Below are 15,597 nucleotides of genomic sequence, written 5' to 3'. Positions count from 1 at the left end.
CTTGCTCATACGGCAGCTGGCGGACTTCGCAGAGGCGGATGGTGATATCCCGCCTGCGGATGTACCAGATGGCCTTCTTCTTGGTGATGCGAATGGTCAAGCCAACGGTGCCGACGTCCCGCCATTCCAGGTTTTGTCTCTACTTGCGTCCTGCGCGCTGCCGACGACACTGTCGGAGAAACGAAAGGATTGGCGCTCGTATTTTGCGGCGGATGCCATGGGCAAAATCTCGTACAACAACAGCTAAAAAAGCGGGCTTCCGTTCACGGGGCGTTCGAATGCCTTGTATCGCACAACGCAAACGACCGTACCGGCACGAGGTACACGCAGCATACTTGCATCAAATAAGCACGCCCAACTGGCGGGCACAAAGAATTTAGCCGCGAGATAGATAGCGCCTCGCCGCTCTTTCGATGGTGTCCCGCAGTTCTCCACGCTGCATATGCCCGCCGCGAGTGGTCTGCGGCGCAAACAGCGCCTTGCCGTACCTGCGTCCGGCCTCAAGGCCCCAGAAGTTTGCGGCCCGCATGCAGACGACCATCCTCTCGCCGCGCTCCGCTTGAGGAAACAGGACCGACTGTGCCCAATCGAGCATGGCCCGGCTGGAGGGAAGCGCGGCGAGAACATGATGATCCGTGAAGGTCCGGGAGTGATAGGCGCCGATGTTGGCGATGGCGACCTTGTCTCTGATGGTGTCCGGCTCACCCAGCCAAGCCAGCCGGGCCTTTCGCCATCTGGCGGCCTCCGGATGATGGTCCGTGAACCCGAGCCGACCGGTTCGCTGTTTCACATATCGCTCCTGTCCTTCTTTCGATCTCGCGACACGAACGTCGGTTTCCGAAAAGCCCGGCGACAGGTAAAGCAACACGACGGGCGCGGTACGCAGCTTTCCGCCGAAGTTGGACGGCAGGCAACGCAGGTCGAAGCCGTGCGAGCCGTTGAGGCGGGCGAACACCGGGCGGTCCGGCGGATGGATCGTTTCGGCCTTGCCGATCATCGACCAGAACTTGAAGATGTCTGTCATGAAATCCCTTATGTGGTACTGAAGCGAGCGGCTGGGTGGGCGCGATGAGTGAAGACATAGATCTTTCACCAAGGGACCGCGCTCTTTATGAGAAGCTGCACGCCTCACACGGCGACCTGGGCATCGCAAGCTCTTGCGCCTACTATATCCTCAAGAAGGGTTGGCACAGCCTGTCGTTCTTGCGCCGGGGAAGCGTGCCGCTGCAACAGACCGCTTTTACGACGACAATGATCGTAGCCTATGCCCGTCCATTTGCCGGAGGGCGCGGAAAGGGCATCAATTTCCCGGAGAGACTGCTGCAATACGACGACGAACAGGCAGCCTTCCATGAGCGCTTGCTCAAGCTGAGAAACCAGGAATACGCCCACACCGACGCCTCAACGATCTCGGTGCGGCCGCTCAAGGGCAGCATCGTCACCGATATCCAGTCGATCCGTGATATTTCGTTCTCGCCAGGCGAATTGAAGCTCCTTCTCGCCATGACGCAGGGCGTGTCAGGCCGGATTCAGCAGCGGCTCGATGAAATACGCCGCAGCGGAAGCTAGGGCAGGGCAGCCGAAGCTGCCCCGCGACCTGGAAATCAAGAACCCAGGCTTAGAGGGGGGCGGTGAACTGGATGCCGGCATTATTCACCAGGATGTCGAGATGACCGAATTTCTCGATCGTCGCGGCGATCAATCCGCGAACGGCATCCGCTTTCGACACGTCGGCGCCGTCGTAGACGGCGCGCACGCCATGGTCGCCTTCGATACTGTTGCGGATCGCCTCGATCTCGTTCGCGTCGCCGAAGCCATTCAACACGAGGTTGGCGCCGAGCCGGGCCAGTTCTCGCGCGATTCCCAGTCCAATGCCGCTGGTCGATCCGGTGACGATCGCCACCTTGTCCGTCAGCATGGGAATTCCATTGGACGCCTGGTCGATGTTGATGCGGGGATTCATGGTCGTGCTCCTTGGGTGCTTGTTGGAACGTGATCAGTGGGCGCCGCCGGCATCGAGCTGGCCGGGTTTCTTCAGCATCATGGAAGCGGCAAGCGCTACGATCAGCGCGGCGCCTAGCAGCAGGAACAAGTCGCTGAACGCTAGGATGAACGCCTGCTTCTGCACGATCTTGCCGATCGCGACATAGGCACGGCGCGCGGCATCGACGTGATCGATTACGCCGTGGCTGATGAAATACTGCGTCAGCTTCTCGACCCGTGCCTGGGTCGCTTGCTCCAGCATGGAAACGGACTGCATCAACACGTTGGAGTGGTACTGCTCGCGCTTAGTGAGCAGCGTCTGCAACAATGCGATGCCGACGGCGCCGCCGAGGTTGCGCATCATGTTAAACAGACCCGAGGCGGAGCCGGCATTCTCGGCCTCAATGCCCGATGTGGCGACTGCCGACAGCGGCGCGAACACAAAAGCCTGACCTACGGCACGAACGACGTTGGGCCAGAACAACTGGTCGGTGGCGTAATCATTGGTCATGTGGATGTTCATGAAGTTGGAGACCGCGAACAGCGCGAATCCGATACCAATGATGATTCGGGCGTCGAAGCGCCGCATCAGTTGGGGCACCAGCGGAATGAACAGCAATTGCGGCAAGCCGGTCCATGCCAGCACCATGCCGATCTGCTCGGCGTTGTAACCCTGGATGCGGGCCAGATAGACCGGCAGGATGAACACCGAGCCATACAGCGCGATGCCTAGCAGGAAGTTGGCGAGGATTCCGAAACCGAAATTGCGGCGGGCCAGCAGGCGCAGATTCAGCAGCGGCTTCTTGGCGGTCAGCTCGATCCACAGGAAGGCGGACAGCGCGACTGCGGCGATGACCGAGATCTGGACGATGAAGGGCGAACCGAACCAGTCGTCCTTGTTGCCTTCCTCCAGCACCGTTTGTAGCGCCGACAAGCCGATCGACATGGTGACGATGCCCGACCAGTCACCTTCGCGAAGCAGCGACAGTTTCATCGGCGCCGGCTCCAGCGAGAACCACAGCATGCCGATCATCAGCGCGCCCGGCACTAGATTGACGTAGAAGATGTACTCCCAGCCCCAGTTCTCGGTGAGATAGCCACCAATAGTCGGGCCGATTGCCGGTGCGAACGTTGCGGAGATCGCAAACATGGCAAGGCCGATCGGCTGTTTCGCCTTCGGCAGTAGCGTGATGATGAGGGTGAAGGCCATCGGGATCAGCACGCCGCCGGAAAACCCCTGTACGGCACGCAACACGATCATCTGCGCCAGGTTCTGCGCGAGCGCACAGGCCGCCGAAAACACCAGAAACATGATCGCGTTGGTCAGAAGATAGATGCGGATCGAGAATACCTGGGCCAACCAGCCGCTCAGCGGGATCACGACGATCTCGGCGATCAGGTAGGAGGTCGAGATCCAGCCGCCGTCATCGATGCCGGCGCCGATCGCACCCTGGATGTCGGCCAGCGAGGCGTTGACGATCTGAATGTTGAGCACAGCCATGAAGGCGCCGAGGGTGGCGCCGACCACCGCGATCCAGGTTTTTGTCGGGACGGTAGCGCTGGCGGGAACGCCGGCAACGGTCGTTTGCTGAGTGGTCATGGCGTTTCTCGTATGCGAGGGAGTGAGCGTTCGGCACCGTTCAACTGTGGGGCCCGGCGCCTCGCGAGGCGACGCGCTTGCCGGCTTCGCGCTCGGCAACGGCCGCCGACTTGGTATCGACGGTCGGCTCGGCCGACATGCCCGGACGCAGCAGGCCTTTCAGGTTTTGATCGTCGAGCGCGATCTTGACCGGTACGCGCTGCACGATCTTGGTGAAGTTGCCTGTGGCGTTGTCTGGCGGCAGCAGCGCGAATTCGAGGCCGCTGGCCGGCGAGAGGCTGTCCACATGGCCACGCAGCCTGGTGCCGTGGAAGCCGTCGATGGTCAGTTCGACCGGCTGACCATTGCGCACATGGGTAAGCTGGGTCTCCTTGAAATTGGCGACGACATACACGGCATCGAGCGGCACCACCGCCATCAACTGCGTGCCGGCCTGCACGAATTGACCGACCCGCAACGAGCGCGCGCCGACCGTGCCGTCGACCGGTGCGGTGACGGCGGTGTAGGAGAGATTCAACGCTGCCTGCTGCTCCATCGCGGCGGCGCGATCTCGCTGTGCGACGGCCTGCGACCGTTGGGTGATGAGTACGTCGACCCTGCGTTCGGCTGCGAGCAGGCCGGACTTCGCGTGCTGCAATTGCGCATTGCTGGCACGCAGCGCTGCATCGGTTTGCTGGGCGCGCTGCACCGTGCCGGAGCCGGTCTTCATCAATCCGTCATAGCGCGCCTGCTCTTCCTGCGCGAACTTAAGGTTAGCTTCGGCGGCGGCGATGTCCGCGGTGCCTTGCTCGATGATCGGCTGCTGCAAGGCGAGCTGTGCATCGAGGTTGCGGACGGCGGCTTCGGCAGCAGCAACGTCGGCTTCGGCCTGGCGACGCGCCGCGCGAAAGTCGCGATCGTCGATCTTCGCCAGCAACTGGCCGGCGGTCACCGGCTGGTTGTCGCCCACCAGCACCTGCGCGATGTAGCCGGAGACCTTCGGCGCGACGATCGTCGAGTCGGCCTTGACATAAGCGTCGTCGGTGGTTTCCAGATAGCGGCCGGTGGTGAGGTAATAGTGGCCGAAATCGGCGGCCGCAGCGAAGCCGAGCGCCGCCGCCAGCGCCAATGCTGCACGCTTGATCGCCTGCCGCGACAGGCGGGTGGTTTTGGCTTTTTGCTCATCGGCATAGGCAATTGTCGACATGGCGTTCTCCCAAATCTGCAGGATGCGTTAAGCTCAGTCGCGGCGATGGATGTCGTGGGTGACCATGCCGAGTTCAGGGGCCGGCCGGTCGAGACGCCGCGGCTCGGCCAGCGTGCGACGGATGTCATCCAGGCCGCTCTGCCAATGCGTGCGCATCGCGCTCAGCCCGAACTCGTAGTCCCTGGAGTGGCCCTCGTAGATCTTGGACTGGTAAATCAGGTGGATGATGTTGTAGGAGCGATGGCGGGCCAGATCGGCAATGGCCCGAATTTCCGGATCGTCTTTTGCGCTTGCGGGCAATTTCTCCATCGTCCGCTGCAATGCCTGACGCATTTTCTGCATGCGCGTCATGTGGTCCGTAATGGCGCGCGTCCGACTGGAATATTGAATGTCCTTCTGCCGGCTCGACACTTCCATCATGTCGTGGGGAACGCGGCCCATTGCCGACCAGAGATCGATCTGGAACGTCAGGGTGTCGCGCGGCTCGCCGGACAGCACCCGGGAAAGGGGCGTGTTCGAAACCACGCCGCCATCCCAGTAGTGCTCGCCTTCAATTTCGACGGCGGGGAATCCCGGCGGCAAAGCGCCGGAAGCCATGAAATGCTTCGCTCCGAGCCGGCGTTCGGCGGTGTCGAAATAGGTCAGGTTGCCAGTGCGGACATTGACCGCGCCGACGCTGACGCGCATTTCGCCGGAGTTCAAGCGGTCGAAGTCGACGAGTCGCTCCAGCGTCTGCCGCAACGGTGCCGTGTCGTAAAAGCTTGTCGCCGCATCGCCTGAGAACGGAGACCAGAGCGGCGACGGGAAACGTGGCTTGAAGAAGCCGGGCTGGCCCTGGACCAGGGCCCTCGTCGCCGCCAGCGCGTTGCGCACCGAACTGATGTCGAACGCAAAGGGCAAGGCATTGGCCAGCCCTTCGCCGGCGGGCCACTCGATCGAAAAGGCACAGATGGTCTCCCAGAATTGGCGCAGCCGTTGCACCCGTTCGCCTTCGGGCGAGCCGGCGATGATGGCAGCGTTGAGTGCGCCGATCGAAATGCCGGCCAGCCAGTTCGGCCGGATGCCGGCCTCGTGCAGGCCCTCATAGACTCCGGCCTGATAGGCGCCGAGCGCGCCGCCGCCTTGCAGCACGAGGGCGACGACGTCGTAAGGGAGTGGCTCGGTTTGCTGCGCCACCGGACTGATTTGCTCGCGTATCACGTTCAACATGGCCAATGCTCCCTGCGTTGCGACTGATCCGATCACCCGGCATTCGCTTCGATCAAGATTTCGGACGCGGTCCCGCGTCGACGTGCAGTCGCGCCAAGTGCCAGATAGTCGTGGACCACGGCACCGAGCCCGAGGGTTAGGTCGGCAACGATGTGCTTGGCGGACAACACCTGGAGAACCGGCAGCTCGGCGACGGGAGCCAGCGCGTGCGAATACAGGTCCAGCGCCGCCGGCCCAGTCCATGCGCCCTTCACGGTGATGTCTTCGAGGTGGTAGCGGACCAGTTCGCAGATGCGCGGCGTCCCGTCGACATGCGGGATTACCTTGAGCAGGAAATTGGGTGCGGCGAGCTTCCCGGCTTCGACAGCGGTGTCGAGAGCGCGGTGCTTGTAGCCCATGGTGCCGGTCGCAATGCGAACCGAACCATAATTCAAGGTGCCGACCAGCGTGTCGATCTCGACCGCAAGCTTCGGCTGCGCCAGTTTCTTGGGAAAGCCCCACAGCTCGCGCCCGCCAGCAATGGGCGGATGATCGTTGAGAAACATCTGATGCGTAAAGCTGCCGGCCTGGCCCCGATACGATACCGGGATGACCTGACCGCTTTCGGTGTAGTCGCCGAATCCGGTCGAGTCGGGCATGCGGATAAATTCGTAATTCACCACTGGCTCGGTGAGTTCGAGCGGTTCCGGCACGATCCGGCGCAGCGCCTCGGGATCGGTGCGATACTGGATGATGAAGTACTCGCGGTTGACGAAGCGGTAGGGACCGGGTGGAAAAGCCGGGTTCGTCAGCGGCATGGCGAAGGCCGTCGTTCGCACGGTCTCATGTTTCATCGCGGTCGAGCTCCAGGTTGATCGATTTTGCGCGGGCCGCGCTTTGGCGCAGGAAACGCGGCCCGTATCGGATGAAGCGCTTACAGCGCGCTTGTCGGCACTACCCCGACAAACGGTCAGTAGTCCCAGAAGGCCGGCACCCAACGAAACGCGTCGCCGGCGACGGCCACATGGCCGACGGATGGGAACGGCATATGAGTGGCCACCAGCAGCCCGCCCGTCTCCGCCAGCTCGCGCAAAAGCCTGGTACGGGCGCGGGCCGCTTCCTCAGGGTAGTGTTCGAAGCCGTTGTGCCAGTCGGGGTGTTCGAACCCGACCGCGAACACGAGGTCGCCGGCGAACGTCAGCCGGTCGCCGCCGGACGCCAGGCGGACGATGCTGTGCCCGGGGGTGTGACCGCCGGTGCGATGGATGACCACGCCCGGCGCCACTTCGTGCTGATCCTCGAAGAGCCGAAGCTGGCTGCGGTACTCTTTCGCGAACCGTTTGGCCGTCGCGCGAAGCGCATCCGGGAAGCCGTCCGGCATCGAGACGCGGGAGAAATCGGGCGACTCCCAGAACTTGACCTCGGCGGCCGCCACGTGGATCTGCAGGTCTGGACGCAGTTGCTCCTTCACGCCTTCGACGAGCAGCCCACCGACGTGGTCCATGTGCATGTGGGTAAGCACCACGTCGGTCACGGAGGCGAGATCGATGCCGGCGGCCTCCAGCCGATGGATCAATTGTCCGGCCCGAGGCAGGGGAAACTCCGCGCCCATCCCAGCGTCGATGAGGATGGTCCGGCCGCCACTCCGCACCACGACCACGTTGAGCGCCCAATCGAAAGCGTCCGGTGGCAGGAAATTCTCTTTCAGCCATGCCTCGCGGACGGCCTGTTCAGCGTTGTGAGCCAACATCGCGCCCGGCAGGGTCAGCACGCCGTCGCTGACCACCATCACGTCAATCTCGCCGATCCGCAGCGCGTAGCGCGACGGGACCAACTCATCGGGCATCTTGTTGCCGGTGTATGAGGGGTCGTGCAGGTTCATGTTTCTCTCCTGTTACCTGGTTGGGTGCTGGCTGGTCTGATTTGGGCAGGCCGCGCAGCCAGCGCGGAGCGCGGCCTGCTTCGCGTGACGGTCTAGAAGAAGCCGCTTACATCGCCGACACGCTCCGGATCGGCCGAGGCGAGGGCGGCGGCACGGTTAGCCTTCGGCGGATAGATCCAGACGGTGTTGATCTCCTGCTTGGTCTTCTTGGCGGTGTCGCCGACCATCGTCACCTCGCGCTCCCAGCCGCGGGTGAACACCGCGTCGGCTTCGCCGAGGTCGAGGCAGGTGACGTATTTCTCCTGGTGGTAGCGTTTGGTCGGAACGCCGAGCAGTTCTGCGGCGGCGTTGTGACCGGCAAAGGCTCCCATTCGCGTAGCGTGCTGGCACGACATCAGCGCAAAGTTTCCGGCATCGTCGCACGCTGCCTTCGCAGCATCGCCGGTGGCAAAGACGCCGGGTACCGACGGCACACGCAAATCACGATCGACCAGCAGCCGGCCGGAATTGTCGCGCTCGGCGGGGACCTGCGCGGTCAGTGGAGCCGCGCGAATGCCGCCTGCCCAAATCACGGTCTCGGCCTCGATGTGCTCGCCTGAGGTCAACGTGACACCCGATTTGTCGAGCGAGGCGACACCGGCACCGAGCCGGGTCTCCACGCCGCGCTTGTGCAGGGCGTCCTCGATGAGCGGGCGGGGGCCTTCGCCCATGGCGGGAGCGATGGCGCTGTTGCGGTCGACGATGATGACGCGCGGCTTGACGTCCTTGCCGAAAATGGCGCGAAGCCGCGTTGGCAACTCGGTAGCCGCCTCGATGCCGGTGAAGCCGCCGCCGGCCACGACGACGGTGTCGCGCCCGTTCAATGCCGGCCGGTCGGCCAGGCCATGCAGGTGCCGGTCAAGGGCGATCGCATCATCGAGCTGGTCGACGCTGAAACCATGTTCGGCAAGGCCTGGAATATTCGGACGCGCCAGCCGGCTGCCGGTCGCCACCACCAGCCGATCGTAGGACAGGCTCTTCTTCGCGCCTTTCGCGGCGGCGATTTTCACCACGCGCGACTGGGTGTCGATTGTCTCTGCGCTGCCTTGTACATAGACAACGTCGATGGCCTTAAGGACATCCGAGAGAGGCGCGGTCAGGGTCTCGGGTTTCGATTCGTAGAGCCGCGGGCGGACCACGAGCGTCGGCTCCGGCGAAACCAGCGCGATCTCCAGTTCTTCGGGCGAAACACCCTGGATGTCGCGCAGGCGCGCGGCGGAAAGTGCGGCGTACATGCCGGCGAAGCCGGCGCCAATGATCACAAGTCGCATGTGGACTACTCCTCTGGTTTGACTTCTCGAACCCACGCGCGCGTCACCGTTGCCGCTCCCGCATGGGGATGGCTTGTCGCAATCGGTGACGACGCGAAGACGTGAAACGAAGATTGTCGCTCGCTTAGGGAGCGATGCAGTCCGGCGTTAATGTCGTTGGACGTTCGCAGGAGGCGTGACAGCCGCGCGAAGTCGTCGACCGGGCGAGCTGGAGGGTGATCGGCTCGCTGGCCTTCAAGGGCCAGCCATCGCGTAGAACGGGGGCGCCATCGTTGGTCACGATCGACGTCGTGGCCAGCGTCGGAATTTCGATTTCCTCGCCTGTCGCCGAAGTGAAACGGACGCTGAGTGACAGTCCGTACACCAGCGCGGTGGCGATGACCCTACGTCGCGGCATGATTGCAAGGAGGGCGACACAGTGCTTCCAGGCCATTTGTCCGTCTCCATCCGTCGTCGATGTTCGATACCGCAAATGTACGGGATCGAATCTGCGGCCGCGCCAGCGCGATTGACGCGGTTGCAGAGAGATTGCTGTTACCGGATGCGCCGGCGCCAATCGCTCGGGGTGTTGCCCGTCAGCTTCTTGAATGCCGCCGTGAACGCGGTTTGCGAAGCGTAACCGAGCTCTGCGGCGACCAGCTCGATCGACGCGTCGGTACCGCGCAGCATGTTCATGGCCCGCTCGAGCCGCTGCTGGCGCAGCCAAGCGTGCGGCGAAAGCCCCGTGCTCTCCTTGAAGGCGCGGCAGAAGTGGAAGCGTGACAGGCCGGCGTCGGATGCGAGCGCCGCGAGCGATACGTCAGCATCGCTGCCCGAGCGTAGGCGTTCAATTGCGCGGCGGAGGGCATGGGGCGACAGCCCACCCATGGCCGGCTCAACCGTGACCGGTGAGCCGGTATGCGCGGCCAGCAGACGCGTGGCCAGGAGATCCGTCAGTTGCTGCCTGAACAAGGCATCCAGGGACGAATTTCCCTCCAGCACATCTGCCGCACTCATCAGCAAGCTGGATGTGATGGCGTCAGGATGCCCCGTCCGTTCCAGGAGGTCGCCGGGAGCGAATGCGTCGGCTTCTTGGGCTACGCGTTCGAGCGTCGTACGCGGAAGATAGAGCTGGATGACATCGACGGGGCCGGGAATATCCCATTTCGCGCTTGAGCCCGCCGGAATGATTGTCACGACGTCGGGACGCGCCGTTCCGGTTGCCAGCGATTTCCCGGTGCGCCGCTCCAGGCGCTGAACGCCCGTAGGATAAGTCATGATGACGTGGTCGGTCATCGGCTCGACCACGTCATGCAGAGCTCCGTGCTTCCAGTGCGCGATGGCGCCATTGGCAGGGTCCGACGCCATCTGTAGCGGCGTGGTCTTGAGCACGCGCGCCATCTCCACGTCAGCAGCGCGCCGCTGGGAGGCCGGCGAACCGTCGTGGTGCGTAGCGGCCGCGCCAAGCAGAGCCTCCAGCGGATCGTTCACGATCGGTTTGTTCATGAAGCTGTCCTCGCGTTGCTACCGCGCGGCTCGTCGCCAATCGCTTGGGGTTTCTCCGGTCAATCGCCTGAAGGCGGCTGCGAACGCCGTCTGCGAGGCATAGCCAAGCTCGGCCGCCACCGACACGATCGAGGTGTCGGTGTCGCGCAGCATGTTCATGGCTTGCTCGAGGCGGTATTGCCGCAGCCAGGCATGGGGTGAGAGCCCGGTACTTTCCTTGAAGGCGCGACAGAAGTGGGAACGCGACAGGCCGGCATCCGAAGCGAGCGCTGCAAGGGAGACGTCGGCCTCGCTGTCCGACCGCAAGCGTTCGATGGCGCGAAGCAGGATGTTTGGCGAAAGCCCACCGACGGTCGGCTGGAACGCGGTGGGCGAGGCTGTGTGCGTAGCCAGCAGGCGGGTGGCGAGCAGGTCGATGAGCTGATGCCTGAACAGCGCATCGAGGGCGTTGTTGCCCTCCAGCCCGTCGGCCGCGCTCAGGAGCAATCGGGACGTAACGGGGTCGGGATGCCCCGTTCGCTCTAGCAGATCAATCGCGGTGGCAGTGTCGGCTTCGCGGGCAACGCGCGCGAGCGTTGTGGTCGGAAGATAGAGTTGAACGACATCCACGGATTTCGGAATATCCCACCGGGAGCTCGATCCTTCCGGAATGATGATCACGGCTCCAAGGCGGAACGTTCCCTTCGCGATCGATCTTCCCGAGCGCCGCTCCACGTGTTGCACCCTGCCATTGTAAGCCATGATGACGTGGTCACTCATGGGCTCGACGACATCGTGCAACGGGTCATGTTTCCAGTGGGCGATCGCGGCCCCGGAGGGATCCAATGCCATGCGGACCGGTTCGGTGTGGAGAACGCGCGCCATCTCCGCATCGGCAGAACGCTGTTCGGCATTCCGTAATTGGCGTTGGCTCGAACTGGACGCGGCCGACGGATTTTCATGCGCAGAATCGCGCGGGATCGGTTCGCTCATGGAGATGCGCCTTCAGAGGAGATGTGCACTCGCGTCGCCGGGAGTGACCGCGGGCTGGCGTAAAGCCACCGTTTGCTTGTGCCGGTACCGCTGGGCGTCGCGAGTTCTCCGCGGCGTTCTAGGCGCGTAGAACTACGGGGTCTTTCCCAAAACGGCCGCGCCTTGTCTGATTCTGCTCAAAGCGTCCCGGCGCGCCATTTATTTGAGGGAAGGCGAAGGTCTGCAATCATGTGGGTTGGACGTTGAAATCGCTTCACAAAATCGCTTTATGACAGTCACGGCTTCTATACTCACAATCGCGTTTCGCGCCGGCGCCAACACCTAGACCTCCGCACTCGGATACCGGATAATGCTCCGCGAGATGGTGGCGGCAGCGAGTTGGGCGGCCCGATTAAACCCCGCGAATGGTCCTAATGGTACAGGCGAGCACGTTCGGACAGAGGGTCAGGCGGCAATTGCACCTGAGGGATGCACCGCCCTCGCTGATCACGCGTTCGCTGCGCGGCATCGAACTCGCGGTCACCGAAACCCGCGATGATAACCCCGTGCCCGGTCGTTCCGGCTCGGTAGCCGATGAGGCCTATTTCGTCAGCCTGAAGCTTCACGATTATCCGGACTGCGAGCTCTGGGATCACGGCAAGTGCGTCGGCAAGGCGAATGTCAGGGCTGGTACGACGTATCTGTACGACCTCAGGAGTGATCCGGGTTTCATCATCGACAAGCCGTTTCACTCCCTGCACTTTTATCTGCCGCGTTCGGCGCTCGACGGCATCGCTAGAGAAAACCGCACCCCGCCCGTTGGCGACCTCGACTGTCAGTTCGGCTCCGGCCACGACGACAAGGTTATGCGGCATATCGGGGCAGCGCTGCTGGAAGCGCTGAGTCGGCCCGCCGAGGCCAACCAGCTTTTCATCGACCACATGATGCTGGCGTTCACCGCGCACATTGCCCAGGCCTATGGGGGGCTGCAAAGCATTACAGGACCGGCGCGCGGTGGTCTCGCCCCCTGGCAGGTGAAGCGCGCCTGCGAACGCCTCGACGCGGACCTCGGCGGGACGCTTTCGTTGCAACTGATCGCGGCCGAGTTTGGCCTCTCCGTCAGTCATTTTTCGCGCGCGTTTCGCATCTCGACCGGCCTGCCGCCGCACCAGTGGTTGCTGCGCCAGCGCGTGGAGGCGGCCAAGCGGTTGATGGGGGCGCGAGACCTGTCGCTGTCCGAAATTGCGGTCTCGGCCGGGTTCGCCAATCAAAGCCACTTTACGAAAGTGTTTTCGGCGCAGGTCGGCGCCAGCCCTGCGGCGTGGCGCCGCGGAACGCAGGGCGCCAACGAGAGCGAAAGCTGACCGTTCGATCATCGGCGTTGCGCCAGCCACGTCGCGTAGGCGGCGCGGCGGGCCGCGAAGATCTCGTCGGGCGGGTAACCGATGCCCTCGGCGAGGGTTGCTGGATCGAAGGCCAATGCGTCGCACACTTCGATCGAAGTGATCACGATTGTGCCGAGGCGCACCGTCTCCCGGTGGTCCTCATCCGGCCATCGGCTTGTGACGTCCAGGATAGGATCTCCGGGGCGGCCGAGCACCGCCATCAGGCTGAACCGGATAGTGCGTGCTGCGATCCGGTCCCTCAAATCGGCGTGCAGGAAGTCTCCAGGCTTCGTCCTGGCTGCAGCTTCGGGCGGGGCAGCCTGGCTACCGACCGGGACGACCTTGAACTTGATGAACTGAGTCTCGTCGCTCCGATTTGTTGCCGGAAAGGCGTGGACGGCCCAGTAAGTGGTGTCGGCAAAGCTTGCGGGAAGCGGATGGGCGGCCATGTAGCTTGCCTGATGCAAGGTCTCGGGATTGGCGGTGGAGAACGCCCTGAGTTTCTCCGGATCGGGCGGTCCGTCCGGCCTGGGAAGGCGCGCCTTCAGATACGCCAGCATCTGCGCGGGCGTCTTCGCATAGTGGACGGGCGCGCTCTGTGCGAGAATGTCGGAGCGATGATCTATGTCGCCCAGCCTGAAGCTGAAGCCGCGCAGCGTGAGGCGGGCGGCATCCGGAACGTGAAGACTGCCACCGTCCACCGAGAAGCGCGCCAGCACGCGTGACGCGGCGGTGAAGCTCCGGGATTTCGTAATTTCTTCCGCCCGGTCCGATGGGATATAGGTGCCTCGGACGCAGCGGCCTCTGGCGAAGATGGCACGTGCCTTTGACGAAGCAGCGGCGATCGCTTTCAATGTGTCGACGATGGACCCGGGCGTGGCGGCGCCCGTTGGGAGCTCGATCATGACGATATCTCCAGCGTGCTGCTAACGCGGCCAGGCGCGGCAGCCTCTCGGGCGTTGAAACACCAGCGGCCGGGCGGGTTTCGGCCTCCAGCCCGTGCAGAAGATCGGAACGCTGTCCCTGGTCATGATCGAGACCAGGGGATTTTGCCTGTGAGCCGGCTCCACCGGGATCTTCGCGCCTTCATCGCCTGTCGAAGCGAAGCGTACCGTCGCCGAAAGCGCGCACATAAAGGTGGTGGTGAGGACTTTCGGCCGTGATGCCAGTGTCGCAGATTGGTTGACGAGATTCTTCCAGATCATCACGTGTCCCTCCGTCTGTGGTTGACGTCGATGCAGTGATGGTAGGGAACTGGCGGAGCGCTGCCCCAGAGGGATTGATCCGATTGCAGAGCGATTGCTGGCAGTTGTGCGGCGTCGTGATTGACCAGCGGCCGGAAGGCGAGGGGCACGGGTAAATCGAATACGCCGGCTTGGCTTACGTACAGAGCGCGGAGAAGCCCCAGCACTGGGGAGATGCTTCCTCGAGGCCAAGTTCTCTCACAAGCAAGTCCTGCATCTGCTTCCACAATTCTTGCCGAGTTACTCTCTGCGCCATCTGCTTCATAAAATGGGCGGATATCATTTAGAGCAGAAAGCTCTGCACGAGAAGGCGGCGCGACCCCGCAACCTCAGCCGATTGGCGGCGGGACGTTCGGTAAGAGCAATCGCTCTACAGGTACGACAATCGCTCTGGCGCAGTCCCAGGTCCAATTCGCTAGATCATCACAGTGCCCACTCCAAAGAGGAGACGAACGATGGGCTGGATGATCGACAGCGTCGGACGATTGATTGCGCGGCTGCAGAAGCCGGCCAACCTCGGTGAGCCGTTGCCCTCGAACGATTCGACGGGCTTGCGCGAAACTCTTCGACCAGGTGACGTTTTGCTGATCGAGGGCAAAGGTCGCATTTCCGGCGGCATCAAGTATCTTACTCAATCGGCTTGGTCGCATTCGGCGCTATACGTCGGGCCGATGGCGGGTGCTGCAACTGACGGCGAGCCTCATGTCCTGATCGAAGCCAATATAGATGAAGGTGTCGTGTCGGCGCCACTGTCGAAATATCTGCATTGCAGAACTCGCATCTGCCGGCCGGTGAGCCTAAGCGAAGTCGACTGCGAGAAGGTCTGCCGCTACGCTTCCGAGCGGATTGGCCTCGGCTACGATTTCAAAAACGTCATCGACCTGATGCGGCATCTATTCCCATGGCCGGTGACGCGGCGTTGTCGCCGCCGAACGATCGCGCTCGGCTCGCGCGATGCGAGCCGCATCATCTGTTCTTCGCTGATTGCGCAAGCATTCGATGCCGTGCGTTACCCGATCCTCCCCACGATCACGCACATCGAGAGCCAGACTGCGCGGCACGAAATCGCCGAGTCTCGTCATTCATCACTCTACGCGCCGCGCGATTTCGATATTTCGCCTTACTTCATGGTGGTGAAGCCCATGCTCGCGCGCGGCTTCAACTATAAAAACATGAATTGGGTGTAAACTGGCCAGCCAGTTGCCCCCCCTAATCGAACCCCAACGATGCCCCTCCGCTGGCGCTCGAAAGTAGTTGCTGTCATTCGGCCTGCAATATTTGCAAACGATGACGTAATTGCGGTCGGCGCTCGTGGCAGACAAGCTCCGTTATCGTTGAGCCCTCGCAATCAAATGATTCGAAGGAGTTCCCATGAAGCAGTAC

16 protein-coding genes and 1 pseudogene are annotated in these 15,597 nt (G+C 62.8%); 4 read left to right on the top strand and 13 right to left on the bottom strand.

Going from position 1 to position 15,597, the window contains the following annotated elements; all coding sequences use genetic code 11:
• A partial coding sequence (locus tag IVB42_RS13990) for a hypothetical protein (RefSeq protein WP_247395466.1) occupies positions 1–247 on the top strand: 247 nt, incomplete at its 5' end.
• Positions 248–376: 129 nt separating this feature from the next.
• Here the strand turns inward: IVB42_RS13990 and IVB42_RS13985 are convergent.
• Entirely contained in the window at positions 377–997 is a 621-nt protein-coding gene (locus IVB42_RS13985) for a hypothetical protein (protein WP_247372245.1), read from the bottom strand.
• 71 nt (positions 998–1,068) lie between these two features.
• Here IVB42_RS13985 and IVB42_RS13980 point away from each other — a divergent pair, with 71 nt between their 5' ends.
• Positions 1,069–1,569, top strand: a complete 501-nt coding sequence (locus IVB42_RS13980; protein ID WP_247372243.1) for a hypothetical protein — start codon at positions 1,069–1,071, stop codon at positions 1,567–1,569.
• 49 nt (positions 1,570–1,618) lie between these two features.
• On the opposite strand, the gene IVB42_RS13975 is transcribed toward IVB42_RS13980, so the two are convergent.
• The 10 genes from IVB42_RS13975 to IVB42_RS13930 all read right to left on the bottom strand — a co-directional run bounded on the left by IVB42_RS13975 (position 1,619) and on the right by IVB42_RS13930 (position 11,606).
• Positions 1,619–1,963: an SDR family NAD(P)-dependent oxidoreductase gene (locus IVB42_RS13975; protein ID WP_247372241.1), complete on the bottom strand. Its 345-nt coding sequence runs from the start codon at positions 1,961–1,963 to the stop codon at positions 1,619–1,621.
• Between the two features lie 33 nt (positions 1,964–1,996).
• Complete coding sequence (locus IVB42_RS13970; protein ID WP_247372239.1) at positions 1,997–3,583, bottom strand: MDR family MFS transporter; 1,587 nt, start codon at positions 3,581–3,583, stop codon at positions 1,997–1,999.
• 40 nt (positions 3,584–3,623) lie between these two features.
• Positions 3,624–4,769: an HlyD family secretion protein gene (locus tag IVB42_RS13965; RefSeq protein ID WP_247372236.1), complete on the bottom strand. Its 1,146-nt coding sequence runs from the start codon at positions 4,767–4,769 to the stop codon at positions 3,624–3,626.
• A 33-nt stretch (positions 4,770–4,802) separates the two neighbouring features.
• Entirely contained in the window at positions 4,803–5,978 is a 1,176-nt protein-coding gene (locus IVB42_RS13960; RefSeq protein ID WP_247372234.1) for a patatin-like phospholipase family protein, read from the bottom strand.
• Between the two features lie 32 nt (positions 5,979–6,010).
• The gene (locus IVB42_RS13955) at positions 6,011–6,811 is read right to left on the bottom strand and encodes an acetoacetate decarboxylase (protein WP_247372249.1); all 801 of its coding nucleotides are present in this window, start codon (positions 6,809–6,811) and stop codon (positions 6,011–6,013) included.
• Between the two features lie 116 nt (positions 6,812–6,927).
• Positions 6,928–7,839 (bottom strand): MBL fold metallo-hydrolase, encoded by a 912-nt coding sequence (locus IVB42_RS13950; protein WP_247372232.1) that lies wholly within the window; start codon positions 7,837–7,839, stop codon positions 6,928–6,930.
• Between the two features lie 92 nt (positions 7,840–7,931).
• Positions 7,932–9,149: an NAD(P)/FAD-dependent oxidoreductase gene (locus IVB42_RS13945; RefSeq protein WP_247372230.1), complete on the bottom strand. Its 1,218-nt coding sequence runs from the start codon at positions 9,147–9,149 to the stop codon at positions 7,932–7,934.
• A gap of 124 nt (positions 9,150–9,273) precedes the next feature.
• The gene (locus tag IVB42_RS13940) at positions 9,274–9,582 is read right to left on the bottom strand and encodes a hypothetical protein (protein WP_247372228.1); all 309 of its coding nucleotides are present in this window, start codon (positions 9,580–9,582) and stop codon (positions 9,274–9,276) included.
• 101 nt (positions 9,583–9,683) lie between these two features.
• A complete protein-coding gene (locus tag IVB42_RS13935) occupies positions 9,684–10,634 on the bottom strand; it encodes an AraC family transcriptional regulator (RefSeq protein ID WP_247372226.1) in 951 nt (316 codons plus the stop codon).
• Between the two features lie 18 nt (positions 10,635–10,652).
• A complete protein-coding gene (locus tag IVB42_RS13930; RefSeq protein ID WP_247372224.1) occupies positions 10,653–11,606 on the bottom strand; it encodes an AraC family transcriptional regulator in 954 nt (317 codons plus the stop codon).
• A 413-nt stretch (positions 11,607–12,019) separates the two neighbouring features.
• Here IVB42_RS13930 and IVB42_RS13925 point away from each other — a divergent pair, with 413 nt between their 5' ends.
• Positions 12,020–12,949, top strand: a complete 930-nt coding sequence (locus tag IVB42_RS13925) for an AraC family transcriptional regulator (protein ID WP_247372222.1) — start codon at positions 12,020–12,022, stop codon at positions 12,947–12,949.
• Between the two features lie 8 nt (positions 12,950–12,957).
• Here IVB42_RS13925 and IVB42_RS13920 read toward each other — a convergent pair whose 3' ends face one another.
• Positions 12,958–13,824: a catalase gene (locus IVB42_RS13920; protein ID WP_346659046.1), complete on the bottom strand. Its 867-nt coding sequence runs from the start codon at positions 13,822–13,824 to the stop codon at positions 12,958–12,960.
• A 72-nt stretch (positions 13,825–13,896) separates the two neighbouring features.
• Positions 13,897–14,175: a hypothetical protein gene (locus IVB42_RS13915; protein WP_247470440.1), complete on the bottom strand. Its 279-nt coding sequence runs from the start codon at positions 14,173–14,175 to the stop codon at positions 13,897–13,899.
• Between the two features lie 494 nt (positions 14,176–14,669).
• On the opposite strand from IVB42_RS13915, the pseudogene IVB42_RS13910 reads away from it, so the two are divergent.
• Positions 14,670–15,395: pseudogene (locus tag IVB42_RS13910) on the top strand (YiiX/YebB-like N1pC/P60 family cysteine hydrolase); the annotation flags it as partial.
• Between the last annotated feature and the right edge of the window lie 202 nt (positions 15,396–15,597).

This window comes from Bradyrhizobium sp. 45, assembly GCF_023073155.1.
Classification (GTDB): domain Bacteria; phylum Pseudomonadota; class Alphaproteobacteria; order Rhizobiales; family Xanthobacteraceae; genus Bradyrhizobium; species Bradyrhizobium canariense_D.
This window is presented reverse-complemented; position numbering and strand designations above follow the sequence as displayed.

What these genes read in the sequence shown, in the direction of transcription:
- IVB42_RS13985 (WP_247372245.1), bottom strand. Translation starts at nt 997, where the DNA reads ATGATCGGCAAGGCCGAAACGATCCATCCGCCGGACCGCCCGGTGTTC.
- IVB42_RS13980 (WP_247372243.1), top strand. Translation starts at nt 1,069, where the DNA reads ATGAGTGAAGACATAGATCTTTCACCAAGGGACCGCGCTCTTTATGAG.
- IVB42_RS13975 (WP_247372241.1), bottom strand. Translation starts at nt 1,963, where the DNA reads ATGAATCCCCGCATCAACATCGACCAGGCGTCCAATGGAATTCCCATG.
- IVB42_RS13970 (WP_247372239.1), bottom strand. Translation starts at nt 3,583, where the DNA reads ATGACCACTCAGCAAACGACCGTTGCCGGCGTTCCCGCCAGCGCTACC.
- IVB42_RS13965 (WP_247372236.1), bottom strand. Translation starts at nt 4,769, where the DNA reads ATGTCGACAATTGCCTATGCCGATGAGCAAAAAGCCAAAACCACCCGC.
- IVB42_RS13960 (WP_247372234.1), bottom strand. Translation starts at nt 5,978, where the DNA reads ATGTTGAACGTGATACGCGAGCAAATCAGTCCGGTGGCGCAGCAAACC.
- IVB42_RS13955 (WP_247372249.1), bottom strand. Translation starts at nt 6,811, where the DNA reads ATGAAACATGAGACCGTGCGAACGACGGCCTTCGCCATGCCGCTGACG.
- IVB42_RS13950 (WP_247372232.1), bottom strand. Translation starts at nt 7,839, where the DNA reads ATGAACCTGCACGACCCCTCATACACCGGCAACAAGATGCCCGATGAG.
- IVB42_RS13945 (WP_247372230.1), bottom strand. Translation starts at nt 9,149, where the DNA reads ATGCGACTTGTGATCATTGGCGCCGGCTTCGCCGGCATGTACGCCGCA.
- IVB42_RS13940 (WP_247372228.1), bottom strand. Translation starts at nt 9,582, where the DNA reads ATGGCCTGGAAGCACTGTGTCGCCCTCCTTGCAATCATGCCGCGACGT.
- IVB42_RS13935 (WP_247372226.1), bottom strand. Translation starts at nt 10,634, where the DNA reads ATGAACAAACCGATCGTGAACGATCCGCTGGAGGCTCTGCTTGGCGCG.
- IVB42_RS13930 (WP_247372224.1), bottom strand. Translation starts at nt 11,606, where the DNA reads ATGAGCGAACCGATCCCGCGCGATTCTGCGCATGAAAATCCGTCGGCC.
- IVB42_RS13925 (WP_247372222.1), top strand. Translation starts at nt 12,020, where the DNA reads ATGGTACAGGCGAGCACGTTCGGACAGAGGGTCAGGCGGCAATTGCAC.
- IVB42_RS13915 (WP_247470440.1), bottom strand. Translation starts at nt 14,175, where the DNA reads ATGATCTGGAAGAATCTCGTCAACCAATCTGCGACACTGGCATCACGG.